General features: G+C 42.5%; 14 protein-coding genes. 6 read left to right on the forward strand and 8 right to left on the reverse strand.

Annotated elements, in window-relative coordinates:
* Nucleotides 1–45 precede the first annotated feature (45 nt).
* Nucleotides 46–1200: a chromate efflux transporter gene (gene chrA, locus NQT65_RS17585; protein WP_256851696.1), complete on the forward strand. Its 1155-nt coding sequence runs from the start codon at nucleotides 46–48 to the stop codon at nucleotides 1198–1200.
* Here the strand turns inward: chrA and NQT65_RS17590 are convergent.
* The 4 genes from NQT65_RS17590 to speA form a co-directional block, all read right to left on the reverse strand.
* A complete protein-coding gene (locus tag NQT65_RS17590) occupies nucleotides 1160–2416 on the reverse strand; it encodes a mechanosensitive ion channel family protein (RefSeq protein WP_004587546.1) in 1257 nt (418 codons plus the stop codon). The genes chrA and NQT65_RS17590 overlap by 41 nt on opposite strands.
* Nucleotides 2413–3333: a 1-acylglycerol-3-phosphate O-acyltransferase, YihG family gene (locus NQT65_RS17595; protein WP_024033886.1), complete on the reverse strand. Its 921-nt coding sequence runs from the start codon at nucleotides 3331–3333 to the stop codon at nucleotides 2413–2415. Before NQT65_RS17595 ends, NQT65_RS17590 begins: the two co-directional genes overlap by 4 nt.
* 28 nt (nucleotides 3334–3361) lie before the next feature.
* A complete protein-coding gene (locus tag NQT65_RS17600) occupies nucleotides 3362–4240 on the reverse strand; it encodes a 1-acylglycerol-3-phosphate O-acyltransferase, YihG family (protein WP_004587544.1) in 879 nt (292 codons plus the stop codon).
* Nucleotides 4241–4304: 64 nt separating this feature from the next.
* The gene (gene speA, locus NQT65_RS17605) at nucleotides 4305–6185 is read right to left on the reverse strand and encodes a biosynthetic arginine decarboxylase (RefSeq protein ID WP_029773672.1); all 1881 of its coding nucleotides are present in this window, start codon (nucleotides 6183–6185) and stop codon (nucleotides 4305–4307) included.
* 197 nt (nucleotides 6186–6382) lie between these two features.
* Here speA and speE point away from each other — a divergent pair, with 197 nt between their 5' ends.
* Nucleotides 6383–7246 carry a polyamine aminopropyltransferase gene (gene speE, locus NQT65_RS17610; RefSeq protein ID WP_029773673.1) on the forward strand — a complete coding sequence of 288 codons (864 nt, stop codon included), beginning with the start codon at nucleotides 6383–6385 and terminating at the stop codon, nucleotides 7244–7246.
* Between the two features lie 76 nt (nucleotides 7247–7322).
* Here the strand turns inward: speE and NQT65_RS17615 are convergent, their stop codons facing one another.
* Nucleotides 7323–8549, reverse strand: a complete 1227-nt coding sequence (locus NQT65_RS17615; RefSeq protein WP_126008487.1) for a hypothetical protein — start codon at nucleotides 8547–8549, stop codon at nucleotides 7323–7325.
* On the reverse strand, nucleotides 8539–9162 hold the full coding sequence (locus NQT65_RS17620) for a methylamine utilization protein (RefSeq protein ID WP_138685097.1): 624 nt from the start codon (nucleotides 9160–9162) through the stop codon (nucleotides 8539–8541). Before NQT65_RS17620 ends, NQT65_RS17615 begins: the two co-directional genes overlap by 11 nt.
* 159 nt (nucleotides 9163–9321) lie before the next feature.
* Here NQT65_RS17620 and NQT65_RS17625 point away from each other — a divergent pair, with 159 nt between their 5' ends.
* Nucleotides 9322–11364, forward strand: a complete 2043-nt coding sequence (locus NQT65_RS17625) for a glycoside hydrolase family 97 protein (RefSeq protein WP_138685096.1) — start codon at nucleotides 9322–9324, stop codon at nucleotides 11362–11364.
* Nucleotides 11365–11409: 45 nt separating this feature from the next.
* On the opposite strand, the gene envZ is transcribed toward NQT65_RS17625, so the two are convergent.
* A complete protein-coding gene (gene envZ / locus NQT65_RS17630; RefSeq protein WP_024033891.1) occupies nucleotides 11410–12726 on the reverse strand; it encodes a two-component system sensor histidine kinase EnvZ in 1317 nt (438 codons plus the stop codon).
* Nucleotides 12727–12731: 5 nt separating this feature from the next.
* On the reverse strand, nucleotides 12732–13451 hold the full coding sequence (gene ompR, locus NQT65_RS17635; protein ID WP_004587537.1) for an osmolarity response regulator transcription factor OmpR: 720 nt from the start codon (nucleotides 13449–13451) through the stop codon (nucleotides 12732–12734).
* Between the two features lie 184 nt (nucleotides 13452–13635).
* On the opposite strand from ompR, the gene greB reads away from it, so the two are divergent.
* The 3 genes from greB to NQT65_RS17650 all read left to right on the forward strand — a co-directional run bounded on the left by greB (nucleotide 13636) and on the right by NQT65_RS17650 (nucleotide 15185).
* A complete protein-coding gene (gene greB / locus NQT65_RS17640) occupies nucleotides 13636–14109 on the forward strand; it encodes a transcription elongation factor GreB (protein WP_256851672.1) in 474 nt (157 codons plus the stop codon).
* Nucleotides 14110–14241: 132 nt separating this feature from the next.
* Nucleotides 14242–14553: a hypothetical protein gene (locus NQT65_RS17645; RefSeq protein WP_256851673.1), complete on the forward strand. Its 312-nt coding sequence runs from the start codon at nucleotides 14242–14244 to the stop codon at nucleotides 14551–14553.
* Between the two features lie 50 nt (nucleotides 14554–14603).
* The gene (locus tag NQT65_RS17650) at nucleotides 14604–15185 is read left to right on the forward strand and encodes a CBS domain-containing protein (protein WP_138685095.1); all 582 of its coding nucleotides are present in this window, start codon (nucleotides 14604–14606) and stop codon (nucleotides 15183–15185) included.
* Nucleotides 15186–15280 lie beyond the last annotated feature (95 nt).

Consider the following 15280-nt stretch of genomic DNA (forward strand, 5'->3'; position numbering starts at 1 on the left):
TCCTTTGTGACAATTTAATGAACTTTTAAAAAGGATATGAGCTCAATGTTAGTCGCTATTTTTAGACAGTTTTTTTTACTTGGCTGCATGAGTTTTGGTGGCCCTGCTGCCCATTTAGGCTATTTTAAACGCCACTTTGTAGACACATTAAACTGGTTAAGCGATACCCGCTACGCGCAGCTCATTAGTTTAAGCCAAGCGCTGCCCGGGCCTGGTTCAAGCCAAGTGGGCTTTGCAATTGGTGTTGAGCGGGCGGGGGTTATTGGTGGCATTACCGCATTTATCGCTTTTACCTTACCGTCTTTTTTAATCATGTTGTTATTAGCGGTAAGCGCGCATCAGTTTGATGCTATTTACTTTGCTATTATTGCGGGCTTAAAAATGTTTGCGGTTGTTATTGTGGCCGATGCAACACTCACTATGGCAAAAAGCTTTTGTACCAGCGCTGCGCTCAAGCTTATCGCAGTAATGAGTACCTTGGCTTTATTGCTATTTCCTTTACTTGGCACGCAAATAGCTATTTTAGTGAGTGCCGCTGCTATAGGCGCAATTTGGCCTCTGTTACAACTCAACACCCATACTGATCCTAAAGCAGATACTAAAAGCGCGTTTAAGTGGCTCCCTTTAGGCTTATTTGTATTACTACTCGCTATTAGCTTTATACCTTTAGGTGATGACCTTACTTTGTTTGCTCCTTTTTACCAAGCGGGCGCTATGGTGTTTGGGGGCGGGCATGTGGTATTGCCTGTATTGCAAGCTGGCGTACCAGCGCTAAGTAACGATCAATTTTTAAGTGCGTATGCCAGTGCTCAAGCTATCCCTGGCCCCATGTTTACAATAGCTACTTACTTAGGCGCGCAACTCTCTTCAGAGCAACCCTTAATAGGGGCCATAGCTGCAACCCTACTTATTTTTACACCGGGTTTTTTATTAATGCTGGCGTTTCAAAAAAGCTGGTTAAACCTGGCAAGTAAACCTCGCTTTGCAAGCTCTATTGCTGCGCTTAACGCTGCCGTAGTCGGCTTTTTAGCGGCGGCTTTGTACTCACCTATTTGGACATCAGCCGTTCACAACCTATGGCAGGTTGCATTGGTTATTGCTGCTTTTGCATGGCTAAGAATGAAAAAGCCACCTATTTGGTGGCTATTAGCTTTATTTATTAGTGTGGGTCTTGTTCAGCACTATTTGCCATTACTTTAAAGGTCGGCTTATCGGTTTGCTGTGCATTTGGCGGGCTTAATTGCCCGCTAACACTTTGATACGCTCTAAGGCCAAATACTGGCAACACTGCCAATAAGTGATCCATAATTTCGGCTTGTAAATGCTCGTAAGATATCCAGCGTTTATCTTCACTAAAGCAATAAAACTCAATCGGTAAACCGTGGTTCATTGGTTGTAGCTCACGCACCATAAGCGTCAGTGAGGTATTTATTCTGTTATGCTGCTTTAAATAGCCCTCGGCGTAGCGGCGAAACAAGCCTAAGTTAGAGACCGGATCAGGCAACGAGGCAACACGTATATATTCATGCAGTGGTATAGCTGCATCTATTTGTTTTCTAAATTCGTCACTTACTAAGCATATGCTGTGCATATCAATATTAAGCGAGCGCTTAATACGTCGGCCGCCAGACTCTTGCATTCCTCGCCAGTTTTTGAACGACCCTGCTACCAGCATATAAGTAGGAATAGTCGTAATGGTGTTATCCCAGTTACGCACTTTTACGGTGTTTAGCCCTAAGTCTATTACTTCACCGTCGGCGCCGTAGTTTTCTACTTGAATCCAATCGCCGTAAGTAACTAATCGGTTTGCCGCAATTTGAATACTGGCTACAAAGCCTAAAATAGTGTCTTTAAAAACCAATAAAGTAACAGCGGCTATCGCACCAAAACCCGACAAAATATAGGTAGGCGATTTTTCAAGCACAATGCTGACTATTAAAATTGCACACACAATAAAGGTGATCAGCTTAACAACTTGTAATAAGCCCTGAATTGGCACTTCGCGGGCAAAATCTAGCTGGTTATAAATAGCGCCGGCAATGCTTACAATGCTGCTAAAAATAAAGCCTACATGAATAATTAATATACCTTGGCCAATGGTTTTTAGTATTTCGGCACTAAGCTCATTAACAGGGTAAACGCTGTCGAAGGTTGCTAAAAAAAGCACGCTACATAGCATACCGGCTATGCGCTTATTAAGTTTTGTGAGCAACGGAGAAAGCAACCCTATGCGCTCTGGAGATAATTTAGTTACCACTTTTTGAATGCCTGGCAGCATTAATCGGCGTGTAAATAAATACACCACTAACAACGAAAAAACACCAATAGAGGCTGCAGTAATTGCACTTAAAAAATCTGCGTCGGGTACTTTTTCAAACCAAGGAGCGATTAGCTCCTGCAGGTGGGTATTGGTCATAGTGTTTCTATTTCCTTACAAATGGGTGGCTCAGGTAAATCGTGTTGGGCATAAATGCTGGCAAGTTGCGCGTCTTTAGCAACCCATAGCTCATTAACGTACTTTTGAAAGTGGCTTCTAAATGCTTTGTCGTGTTGGTAACTACCTAACATTTGCTGGTTTATAGCAACCACGTCAATAGAAACATAAATTGAATCAAGCTCGCCCTTTAAAATATTACGACAAACATGGCTTGTGCTGCCGCTGTACACCACACTGGTATTTAGCATGGCGTCAAATTGCTCGCCAAGTACCTCAAGTGCAAAGGCAATGCCGCCCGCTTTGGGCTTGAGTAAATGTTTAAACGGGCTTTGCTGGCTTGCATGCTTTGCGTGTGTATAGCGGGTGCCTTCAACAAAATTAATTATGGTGGTGGGATTATTCCTAAAATTACGACAGCTTTGCTTGGTACGCTCAACATCTAGTCCTTTAAGCTTGGGGTTTTTAGCAAGCTGCGCTTTAGTTACGCGCTTCATAAAAGGCATGCCCATAGCCCATGCGCCAGAGCCAATAAATGGCACATACTTTAATTCGTCTTTTAAAAAAAACTTTGGCGCAGGTAAAACATTAATTGAGCTAAGTACCACAATATCTAACCAGCTCATGTGGTTACAAATTAGTAAGTACCAACTTTTTGAATTTACATCGCCGTTTATGTTTACTTTTATATTGGCGCAGCCCAGCCACAAGCCAAACCGATTGCCATTACACCAGCCTCGGTACACGCTATGCAGTATGGTGTTAATTATAGAAAAAGGCAGGACAAGCTTTATTAACCCTAACAGTAATACTAAGGTGCCAAAAATGATTACATTTGAAAAAATCACGCAGCCTACAATTAAGCCGTTGAGCCAATTTGGTAACCACTTTTTTAGCATAATTGTAAGCCCATTTTTTATTACCTTATTATTTATGGTTTTGTTCGAGCTGCAAAAGCGTGTGCTCTTTTTCTTCCCATAAACGGTTTAATTCACTTTGAAAGCCGACTCTAAACTCAGAGTCGCCAGTGTAATCACCAATCAACTCCTCGCTTACTGGGCGAATGTCTACATGCACATTAATTTGCTTCACTTTGCCGCCGGCAAAGTCCATAAACGTAGGGATGCCATCGGGGTAATGAATGGTCACATTAACCACTTTAGAGATTTGCTCACCCATGGCTTGCATTACAAATGCGATCCCGCCTGCTTTTGGCTTTAATAAATGCGGAAAAGGGCTATTTTGGCGAGCATGTTTTTGTGTTGTAAAACGTGTACCTTCTACAAAATTAACAATGCTCACTGGCATTTCTTTAAATTTTTCACAGGCTTTGCGGGTTGTTTCTATGTCTTTACCACGTAGCTTTGGGTTCTTTTTTAGCTGCGCTTTGCTGGTGCGGGTCATAAACGGAAAGTCGAGCGCCCACCAGCACAGACCTAAAATTGGCACGTAAATTAGCTCTTTTTTCAAAAAGAAATTTAAAAAAGGTATTTTACGATTAAATACACGTTGCAGTACTAATATATCTACCCAGCTTTGGTGGTTAGCAATTACTAAGTACCAGTCTTTTAATTTGGTTTCTTCAAGGCCGGTAACGTTAATTTTTGTTGGCGTGAATAAGCGTTGGTTAATGCTATTTACCGACACCCAAATAGTGGCACATTGTTTAGCAACCCAGCTTAAAAGCTTTTGCATAGGCTTGATAGGGATTAATTTTAATAGCCCACAAACAAAAATAGGCACAAACCAAATAAGTGTGTTTATTGTATAAAGCATAATACTTAATACACTGCGGATTACTGACATTTATTTACTTTCCTTTAAACAATGCGCGCCAAACAGCGACGCTTTTAATTCTGAGAGTGTACGGTTAATCTTCGAAGTAAGTATAACCTTCAAGCCCGGCATTAAGCTCGGCTAAATACCCTGCTTTACACTGCTCAGACACTGCTAGCTTGTTGACCAATAATTCAAAGTTTTGTGCCAAAATGGCGCTATCATAGTCAACAAACTTTAATACATCCTTAACGCTATCACCTTTAATGGCATTGGTTAATACATAACCGTCGTCGTTAAGCTCTACATGCACTGAGTCGGTGTCACCAAATAAGTTATGTAAATCACCTAAAATTTCTTGGTAAGCCCCTACCATAAACATGGCTATATGGTATTGCTCGCCATGCTGGTACTCAGGTATAGGTAAACTGGTTTCTATGCCCGCGCCTTCTACGTACTCACGAATTTGCCCATCAGAGTCACAGGTAATATCTTGAATAATAGCGCGCTGGGTAAGCGGTTTATCTAAATTTTCGATTGGCATAACTGGAAACAACTGCTCAATGCCCCATACATCAGGTAACGACTGAAACAGTGAAAAGTTAACAAATAGCTTATCGGCTAGCTTTTCGTGTAAATCGTCAAGTACCTCACGGTGTGCTCGCGCGTTATTGCTAAGTGATGCGCGTACTCGGTGCAAAATAGTAAAGTATAATTGCTCTATTTTCGCCCACTCTAGCATGCTTACTAACCCATGCACGTATTGGTCGTGCGCTTCGCTAAATAAGTGCATCGCATCGTGGTAAATCTCTAGCGCCATACGCGGGTTTAAACGCTGTAAACACTGCCACATTTCATCAAGCACTAGCGCACTGTTTTTAAGTGGCGGTTCTGGATTTGGATGATTTGGCGCTTTTTCTACGTCTATTACATCGGTAATTAACACCGCGTGGTGCGCTGTTAAAGCACGCCCTGATTCGGTGATAATGGCTGGGTGCGTAAGTTGATGTTGGTCGCACACCTCAGCAAAAGCATTAACCACATTACGTGCGTATTCTTCAACGGTGTAGTTCATCGAGCACGCACTGCGTGAGCCTGAGCCTTCGTAGTCAACCCCTAAGCCACCGCCTACATCAACGGTATTAAGCGGCACTCCTAGCTGGGTAAGTTCAGCAAAGTGGCGCGCGCACTCACGCAGGGCGCGGTGTATATCGCGTATGTTGGCAATTTGAGAGCCAATATGAAAATGCACCATTTGCATTAAATGTAATTTATTATGCTTTTTAAGCACCTCAACAGCACTAAGCACTTGGCCTGCAGTTAAGCCAAATTTGCCTTTTTCGCCACCGGTATTTTGCCACTTACCTTTGCCTACTGAGTTTAAGCGGATACGTATACCAATGGCAGGCTCTATGCCTAGGTTATCTATTTCTTCAAGTAAGGTCGTCAGCTCTGAGAGTTTTTCGACGACTATTTTAACGCTGTGCCCCATGGCTTGACCAATACAGGCTAAACGTAAAAATTCACTGTCTTTATAGCCATTGCACACAATAGTAATGGGTTTATCGGCTACCCCTAAAATTGCCATAAGCTCAGGTTTTGAACCGGCCTCTAGGCCAACTAAACCACTTGGGTGCGCCAATAGTTTACTGACCACCGAGCGTTGCTGATTTACTTTTATAGGGTATACACACGTGTACTTGCCTTGGTACTCGCGGCTGCTGCGCGCTAAGGTAAATGCATGAGTGAGTGTATCTACTCTATTTTTTAAAATATCGGTAAAGCGCACCAACACCGGCAATGTTAAACCTTGCTGTTTAAATTGCTCTGTGAGCTGCGTTAAAGAAATCGCATTTTTAGATTGGTCACCATCTGGGTAGGCAACCAACTCGCCTTGTGCGTTAATATCAAAATAGCCATCGCTCCAATGAGCAACATTATATGTAGCGCGTGCTGTTTCTAAACCCCAAGTCATGGCAACTCTTCTTTAATCAATTAGCTATAAAGGCGCATTTTAATACGTCACTACCCCCTACGCTAACAAAAATTGAACTTTAACTCGATACTGGCTAACTTTATTGGCAAAGCAGTTAAAATTTCATTGAGCAAAACGCGAAGCACTGGCAGAATTGCCCTTTTTTCATACTCAACTTAAAAAGTGTAAAAGCAACTATGGCAAATTTAGATCAAAGTAAGTGGTTTACAGAAATTAGCGACCGCGATGGCAGCGCATTTTCATTACGTATCAACAAAAAGTTGGATGAAAAACAGTCTCCTTTTCAAAAGGTAGAAATGTTCGAAACCACAGACTTTGGTAATTTAATGATCATCGACGGCTGTACTATGGTAACTACCCGCGAAAACTTTTTTTACCATGAGATGATTAGCCACCCTGCACTTTTAGCGCACCCAAATCCTAAAAACGTGGTAATTATTGGCGGTGGCGATTGCGGTACATTACGTGAAGTTTTAAAACACCCAGGTGTAGAAACCGTAACGCAAATAGATATAGACGAAGTAGTCACGCAAATGTCGTTAAAATACTTCCCAGAGCTTTGTGAGTCTAACAACGATGCACGCGCAACTGTTATGTTTGATGATGGTATTAAATACATGCGTGACGCTGCGGGCGAGTCTATTGATGTTGTTATTGTTGATGGTACAGACCCAGTAGGCCCAGGCGAGGGATTATTTAACCACGCGTTTTACACTAGCTGCTTAAACGCATTACGCCCTGGTGGTATTTTAGTGCAGCAAAGCGAATCGCCATTAATGCATATGCCACTGCTAGTAGAAATGCGCGAGGCCATGCTAAGTGTGGGCTTTAACGACTTACAAACACTGCCATTTCCACAGCCAATTTACCCAAGCGGTTTATGGTCAGTAACGCTTGCTCGTAAATCACAAGCATTTGATGGCTTTAGAGAAGCCGATGCCGAGCAAGTTGCACAGCAAAGCGAATACTACAACAGCGGCATTCATCACGGCGCACTTGCTACACCAAACTTTATGAAACGCGCATTTGATAAAAAATAATTCACACTTTTTTTGAAACTAAAAGGGAGCTTTAAAAGCTCCCTTTTTTAAAATCTATTTTTTAAAAGTGCCACAGTTAAAAGCGCCATTGAGCGTTAGCCATAAGTTGCTGCTGCGATATTCGCTGAGCAAACCCACTACCCGGCCTATTTTGTACAAAGCTATGCAGCGCCGAGCCTTCAACACCTATTTGTACCATATCGGTTAATTGGTAACGCCACGTAGCTGTTAAGCCTTCGCCGTGACTGGCGTTAGGGTCAAAAGCGGTGGTGTCATCGTCGTCTACTTTAAAATAATCATACCTAAGCGATAACCTATGCTTACCTTCTTTATGGCTGAGCATTAAATAATGGCTATAAAAACGGTTATAAATAAGCTTATTAGCCCCCATTTCGGTTTTACCATCGAGTAGCTGGGCAATCAAACGGGTTTTACCTGTAAATTTATATAACCACGCTAAGCTGCCAAAGCGAGTATGCCAAGCATACTGCCCTGTTGTGCGATTAAAAATGCTGGGCTCGGCGTTATTATCGTAATAATAAAACCTAAACTGCGAGCGTTTTAAATAATCCCAATGCACACCGGCATAGTAGCCAAAGCGGCCATCTACTTCTTCAAAAGGCAGTACTTGGTTAGCTTGCCAACGTAATTCGTCACTATTTAATGCCGCGATAGGTGCAAATTGTACACTTTCGTTAAATGTTGTTTGCCTGTCGTGCAGCGCAAATCCGCGCCACGAAAGCAGCGTCCCTGTTGGGTCGTTCCCTTTATAAATAGCAGCGCTCACACTAAAACTATGCTTAGAATTAAAACGTTTACCTGGGCGCTTAATACTAAGCTCACCACCTATGGTGCGAAGCTCTTCGCCAAGCCAGCTGTTTATGGCCGAATTAGTATAATTGTAAGGCGAGGTCCAGCCTATATCGGGGTTTTCTAGCGACATACTAGGATAAAACCCACCGAGCTTTACATGCCATTTATAACGGCTGTTTACTAACGGCTGATACTGTAAATACGCTTGGCTTAAACCTAATGTGGTTTTCGGCTCTTGATTAGCATTAACAACGGCATGTGCGCTCCAGGCGCTACTTAAATCGGCCTTAAAGTCTATAATTCCTTGCGATAACAAAATGCTATCACTGCTATCTCCATGGCGATATAAACCAATACCGCCATCTTGAAAGCTTTGTGTATCATCGCTTGCAACCGCACGTACCTGAATAAGCCCTTTAACTTGCGAAAAAGCCGGTAGGCTCATAAAAAGTAAGCCAAGTAATACTGTATTTTTGCGCTTAATAGTCATCAAATTCATCCGTAGCAAAGTCTATTTGCTCGGCTATGGCCTGCTTTACGGTGTAGTGTATAGGTGACTCGCTTACATTAACGCTGTGGGTTTCTACGTTGCTTATATCGCTAAAGCCAGCATGCCATACACTCATGCTGTATTGCCCATTAGGGGCAGTTAAATTAACCATACCGTTGTCGTCGGTAATTGCAAAAACGGTGCTATCAACCACCACAATATAGCCCAGCATCCAGTCATGAATATTACAGCCAAGCTCAACCACCCCTGTTTGATCAAACGTTATGGGCGCTTTAGGCTGTTCTTTGTAAAGTTTCAACTCAAAGGTTTTAGCTTTAGAAAACGAATAGACGTGGTGCATGATAGAGTCGGCATTAGGAAACTCTACCTTTGCATTTTGCGGAACAACTAACGTACGCGGCGTAAACTCGCGGTTTTGTTGGCTCATTGCGTAGGTTTTACTTGCTTGATTGCCGGCCTGAATTGATGCCCCGCTTAGCCACACAACCGCATTTGCTAAAGGCTGATTATTGGCATTTTTTATAGTTATTGTTGTTGCTGCTGCGCAAGTACTCATACATAACAGTAACACACTTAGTAAGGGTTTTATCATGGGGCTAATCGCTATTATCAATTTGTTTACATTATAGACCGATTAAACCGTTAAATTCTTTCTATTTTTTAAAACATTGAATACGTATGTAGACAGTCGTATTAACAACTCACTGCCATTATCCTTAAAGGTCACCACCGACTCATCAAAGGACACACAATGAGAACATCCGCACTTTTACTACTGGCGTTTGCTGGCAATAGCTTTGCACAAACCGCTGTAGTTGAATCACCAAACTCACAAATAAAAGTGACTATTTCAGATGAAAATAGCACACCCAGCTACGCTATTAGCTTTAAAAACAAACCAGCTATAAACGCATCGCGCCTGGGTTTTGAATTTAAAACCCAAGCCGCATTTAGCGATGGTTTTAAAATTACCCATGTTAAGCAGCAAAGCGTAAATACCCAGTGGCAACAACCTTGGGGCGAGCGACAAACGGTTACTGATAAACACAACGAAGTTGCGGTTACGTTTACAAAAAACGAGCCTAATGGTGCAACCTACACAGTGCGCTTTAGAGCTTTTGATAGTGGCGTTGGGTTTAGATACGAAGTACCAAAACAAGCAGGCTTTGAGCAAACACACATTACCAAAGAGCTCACCGAATTTGCCATTAACAATAACAACAATGCCACCGCCTGGTGGATCCCCGCCCGCGGCTGGAACCGATACGAATACGTTTACAACACCACTGCATTAAATGACGTCCCCCTTGCACACACGCCGTTTACCTTAAAAACCAATGACGGTACCCATATAAGCATTCATGAAGCAGCGTTAGTGGATTACGCAGGCATGGTGCTTAATCAGCGCCGCCCAGGCACTTTTAATGCCGATTTAACACCGTGGTCAGACGGCATTGCCGTTAAAAAACAAGGTGCGTTTAATACCCCTTGGCGCACCATTCAAATTGCCGACAGCGCGGTAGGCTTAGTCAATTCAGACATAATATTAAATTTAAACGAGCCTAATAAACTAGGCGATGTGTCGTGGGTAAAACCTGGCAAATACGTGGGTATTTGGTGGGGCATGCATATAAACACGCAAACCTGGGGCAGCGGCGAAAAACACGGTGCCACTACACAAACCACTAAGTACTACATGGACTTTGCCGCAGAATATGGCTTTGATGGCGTACTAGTAGAAGGCTGGAACATAGGCTGGGATGGTGACTGGTTTTTTAATGGCGATGTATTTAGTTTTACACAACCCTACGACGACTTTGATATAGCGGCTCTTACTCAATACGGCAAACAAAAAGGCGTGCAGTTAATTGGCCACCACGAAACATCGGGTAATGTAAGTAACTACCGTGACCAAATGGAGGATGCCTTTGCCCTTTACGAAAAATCAAACGTAAGCCAAGTTAAAACGGGCTATGTAGCGGATGGCGGAAACATAAAACGCATTGACGAAAACGGCATTGCCCGTCATGAGTGGCACGACGGCCAATTTATGGTTAACGAGTACCTTTACAACGTAAAGCTGGCTGCTAAACATAAAATTAGTATTAACACCCACGAGCCGATAAAAGACACCGGCCTGCGCCGTACCTACCCAAACTGGATTGCGCGCGAAGGGGCACGCGGCCAAGAGTTTAATGCATGGGGCACGCCGCCTAACCCACCAGAGCACATTCCTATGCTGGCGTTTACCCGAATGCTGGCAGGGCCTATGGACTTTACCCCTGGTATTTTTGATATGGGCTTTAATGGCTTAGGCGATGATACAAACCGCCCACAAACAACGCTTGCCAAGCAGCTTGCACTTTATGTTGTGCTGTATAGCCCGATTCAAATGGCCGCCGACTTACCTAAAAACTATTTAGCCAAGCCTGATGCATTTCAATTTATTCAAGACGTACCAACCGATTGGCAGCAAAGTATTGCGCTTGATGGCGAAGTGGGCGACTTTATTGTTTTTGCCCGTAAAGAGCGCAAACGCGATAAATACTCAGGAAACGATTGGTACTTAGGCGCCGTAACCGACGAGAAAGCCCGAACTATTGAGGTAAAACTCGACTTTTTAGAAAAGGGTAAAAAGTTTGAAGCGCACATATACCAAGACGGTAAAAACGCTGAATGGAAAAACAATCCGTACGATTTAGATATCGAAAAGCGCGTAGTTAGCGCAAACGATAAGCTAACTTTAAAACTAGCAACAAGTGGTGGTACAGCAATCCGCTTTAAAGCACTTTAAGTTTTAATACTATTAACGTTATGGAAATAGCCAACTCTGCACAGCTTACTGTGCAGAGTTTTGTATTTTTATAGGTAAATAAATTTGTGCACTTAGGCCGCCTTCTGGGCGGTTTTCTAGCTTAACTTTACCATCGTGCATATCAATAATACGCTTAATAATGGCAAGGCCTAAACCACTCCCCTCACTACCACGCGCAGTGTCACCTTGTTTAAAAGGCTCAAACACCGATTCTAGTTCGCTTTCTGGTATACCGGGGCCGTTATCGTTTACCGCTATCACAACGTATTTTTTGTTTGAATTAAAGTAGCTTAATACTTCTATATCGCCGTCTGAATAGCGCAGCGCGTTTTCAATCATGTTAGTAATTACACGCTTAATAGCCACACTACTTAACGGGACAAGCCCTACGCTGGGGTTGCCTTTAAAGGTAATAACGCGTTGCTGTTTAAGCTCACAATTAACCACTTCAGTCACTAGCGCATTTATATCTTCGCAAGCAAGCTCATCTGTTTTGTGGTGGCGTAAATACTCAATAAACTGATCGATAATGCCATTCATATCTTCAATGTCGTAAATGATGCCTTCGCGAAGGTAGTCATCTTCATCGTTCATCATTTCGGTGGCAAGGCGGATACGAGTAAGCGGAGTGCGTAAATCGTGAGAAACACCGGCCATGAGTAAACGGCGATCGTTTTCAAGAGCGGCAATACCGCGCGACATTTGGTTAAATGCACGGGTAACTTCTATTACTTCACTGGAGCCTTCTTCTTCAAGCTTACTACTAAAATCGCCCTTACCCACTTTCACGGCTGCTTGCTGCAACGCCTTTAGTGGGCGGTTTAAGTGCCGAGCAAATAGCCAGCCGCCTAACACACTTAAAAAACCAATACTTGATAAATAAAACGTTAAAAATTCGAGGTTATTTTCTTGATACCCGCTAAGCGGTACTTTTACCCAATAACCTGGTGCTTGCGGCGCTTCTACCCAATAAATCAGCGGGTCGGTTTGACTAATACGCACCCGAGCAGAACCATTTAATTGCTCAGACATACTACGCGACAGCATCGAGTATTCTCGGGTTTGACCCAGCCCTTGGCGCATTGCCTCGCGCTGCGTCATCACTTCTATACCTGTAATTTCAAAAAACTTTTCAGATACTTCGTCGTTTATCTCTACGCCGTCTTCCCAGTCTATAAATACCGTTTTAATTTGCTTTGCGAGCATTAAATTTACTTGCTCTATGGTTGGTTTTACAACGTAAAAGCTCACCGTTACATACGACACTATTTGGTTAATTAGCAGTAAAGCGGCCACTAAAAATACAGTTTGTCCAAACGCACTACGCGGAAAAAATCCCATATAAACTACTTATCACCGTCAGGAACAAACACATAACCCAAACCCCATACAGTTTGAATATAGCGCGGGTTGGCAGCATCTACTTCTATCATGCGGCGCAGTCGCGATACTTGCACATCAATACTGCGCTCAAGCGCACTGTAATCTCGCCCACGGGCAAGGTTCATTAGTTTATCGCGGCTCAGTGGCTCGCGCGGGTGTGATACAAGCGCTTTAAGTACGGCAAATTCACCACTGGTGAGTGAAATGGTTTTATCGCCCTCGCTCATTTCGCGCGTGGCTAAATTAAGCGTAAATTGCCCAAAGGCTATTAAGTTTTCTTCCGCTGCGGGTGCGCCCGGCACTTCTTTGGCGCGGCGGCGTAAAATAGCTTTTATGCGAGCCAGTAATTCGCGCGGGTTAAACGGTTTCGGGATGTAGTCGTCTGCGCCTAGTTCAAGGCCTATAATACGGTCGACCTCATCGCCTTTTGCTGTCAGCATCACAATAGGGATTTCGTTTTCTTTTTGGCGTAGCCGGCGGCAAATAGATAAACCATCTTCGCCAGGTAGCATTAAATCAAGCACCATTAAGTGAAAGTTCTCTCGCTCAATGAGTCTATCCATTTGCTCTGAGTTTGCGGCGGTTCTAACAATAAAGCCTTGCTCTACTAAATAACGCTCTAGTAAGCTGCGCAGGCGCATATCGTCATCTACAACTAATACTTTTGTGGTTTCGTGTCCCATTGCGTGTTTCTTATTTTTATTTCCAATTAATAGTTAATATAAATGAAAAACTTAATAATCAAAATCTAATTGCGCGCTTAGATTGTTACTGAACATTTCAAAGTTATAATATTAAAGTTTACACTCGACAAATTTTAGCAATTTTAATAACGTGCACAGCATTAGAGTTAATGAATAAAAGCCCATGAAAACAAATTTAATAACCCGCGAAGGTTACTTACAATTACAGCAAGAGCACGACCATTTATGGAACGTTAAACGCCCTGAAGTCACTAAAATAGTGAGTTGGGCGGCAAGCCTTGGCGATCGCTCAGAAAATGCAGACTATCAATATAATAAACGCTTACTGCGCCAAATTGATCGTCGTGTTCGGTATTTGCGCAAACGCTTACCCGGTTTAAAAGTTATTGATTACTCGCCGCAGCAAGACGGTAAAGTATTTTTTGGCGCATGGGTAGAAATAGAAAACGAGCAAGGCGAGGTTAAAAAATTTAGAATTGTAGGGCCTGATGAAATATACGACCGTAAAGACTACATATCAATTGACTCACCTATGGCGCGCGCCCTGATAAAAAAACAAGTAGACGATGATTTTGAGGTACCTACACCGCAAGGTAAAAAAGAATGGTATGTAAATAGTATTGAATATCAAAAATAGTCCCCCATAACATTATTAATAAATAACTACTTTGATTCAGATCAGGTAAATTTTTTATTGTGTAATATATCTCATTAGGATATATATTGGCTTAGCAGGTTTATCTTTAACCTGATTTTTAAGGTAGTGGCTATGTCAAACTTAGTACAGCGCATATGTAGTAATGCCGTATTGTTTGCACTTTTAATGAGTGTGAGTTTGACTCTTCATGCCAATACCACCGAAGTAAGTATAGATAACGCCAGTATATCTAATCATTTTATCGCTTGTGAATTTCCTGACCAAGCAACCCCCGACATTGACTTAGATTCTCATGTTAATGCATTTGCTATTAGGTTGTTTCAACCGCTACCTAATGCTGTTTCATCTTTTTACCAAAGTACAAACCTATACCGTCCTTTTAGTACGGCATATCAACGTGGTCCACCTAGTTATTTAATTTAATTCACAATTTTACTTTTTGATTAAATTTTATAACTAATAAGGTGACTACTATGTCTAACTTTAAAGAATTACGTACCCAAAATATTTCTCATGGCGTTATTGCAAGCACGTTTGAAGATCAACAAGCCACTATTGATTTAACATCTCCGGCTTTAACCGTAATCAATAACTTTACCCAAAAAACGCCAATTCGCGCTCAATACGACACCCCTATCAGCGAGGCGCTTAAACAAGTACTAGCAGAGCATTCTGACTATGTATTGGTGACTGATGATGCGCAAAAATTAATTGGTATTGTTTCAAGTGCTGACCTACAAAGCGCTAAAATTACGGCCATTGCACAGCGTTTAAATACCAGCCGCAATGAAGTGAGCTTACGCTACATTATGACACCTATTAGCCAACTTAATGGCGTAAGTATGCAAAGCCTAAGCTATGCAAGTATTGGCGATGCACTACAAACAATGGAGCATCAAGGCAGCATGTTTTTATTAGCAACAACCACTAATAACGAAATATGCGGGTTAATCTCGGCGCGTCAAATAGCTAAAACGTTACACATTCCAGTGCATATTACCCCTATTGCTCACACGTTTAGTGATGTTTTAGAAAGCGTAGATCACCCTCACTAAAGCGCGCTTTTACGCTTTGTAAGCTCAGCCAAGCCAACCATCTTAAAGCAAGCAAAATTGCTTGCTTTAAGAGCTTTTTATTACAACCTGCTGTG

Origin of the sequence: Pseudoalteromonas agarivorans (assembly GCF_024518735.1) — a bacterium.
GTDB lineage: Bacteria > Pseudomonadota > Gammaproteobacteria > Enterobacterales > Alteromonadaceae > Pseudoalteromonas > Pseudoalteromonas atlantica.

Coding starts and splice junctions, on each gene's coding strand:
- chrA (WP_256851696.1), top strand. CDS start 46: ATGTTAGTCGCTATTTTTAGACAGTTTTTTTTACTTGGCTGCATGAGT.
- NQT65_RS17590 (WP_004587546.1), bottom strand. CDS start 2,416: ATGACCAATACCCACCTGCAGGAGCTAATCGCTCCTTGGTTTGAAAAA.
- NQT65_RS17595 (WP_024033886.1), bottom strand. CDS start 3,333: ATGCTAAAAAAGTGGTTACCAAATTGGCTCAACGGCTTAATTGTAGGC.
- NQT65_RS17600 (WP_004587544.1), bottom strand. CDS start 4,240: ATGTCAGTAATCCGCAGTGTATTAAGTATTATGCTTTATACAATAAAC.
- speA (WP_029773672.1), bottom strand. CDS start 6,185: ATGACTTGGGGTTTAGAAACAGCACGCGCTACATATAATGTTGCTCAT.
- speE (WP_029773673.1), top strand. CDS start 6,383: ATGGCAAATTTAGATCAAAGTAAGTGGTTTACAGAAATTAGCGACCGC.
- NQT65_RS17615 (WP_126008487.1), bottom strand. CDS start 8,549: ATGACTATTAAGCGCAAAAATACAGTATTACTTGGCTTACTTTTTATG.
- NQT65_RS17620 (WP_138685097.1), bottom strand. CDS start 9,162: ATGATAAAACCCTTACTAAGTGTGTTACTGTTATGTATGAGTACTTGC.
- NQT65_RS17625 (WP_138685096.1), top strand. CDS start 9,322: ATGAGAACATCCGCACTTTTACTACTGGCGTTTGCTGGCAATAGCTTT.
- envZ (WP_024033891.1), bottom strand. CDS start 12,726: ATGGGATTTTTTCCGCGTAGTGCGTTTGGACAAACTGTATTTTTAGTG.
- ompR (WP_004587537.1), bottom strand. CDS start 13,451: ATGGGACACGAAACCACAAAAGTATTAGTTGTAGATGACGATATGCGC.
- greB (WP_256851672.1), top strand. CDS start 13,636: ATGAAAACAAATTTAATAACCCGCGAAGGTTACTTACAATTACAGCAA.
- NQT65_RS17645 (WP_256851673.1), top strand. CDS start 14,242: ATGTCAAACTTAGTACAGCGCATATGTAGTAATGCCGTATTGTTTGCA.
- NQT65_RS17650 (WP_138685095.1), top strand. CDS start 14,604: ATGTCTAACTTTAAAGAATTACGTACCCAAAATATTTCTCATGGCGTT.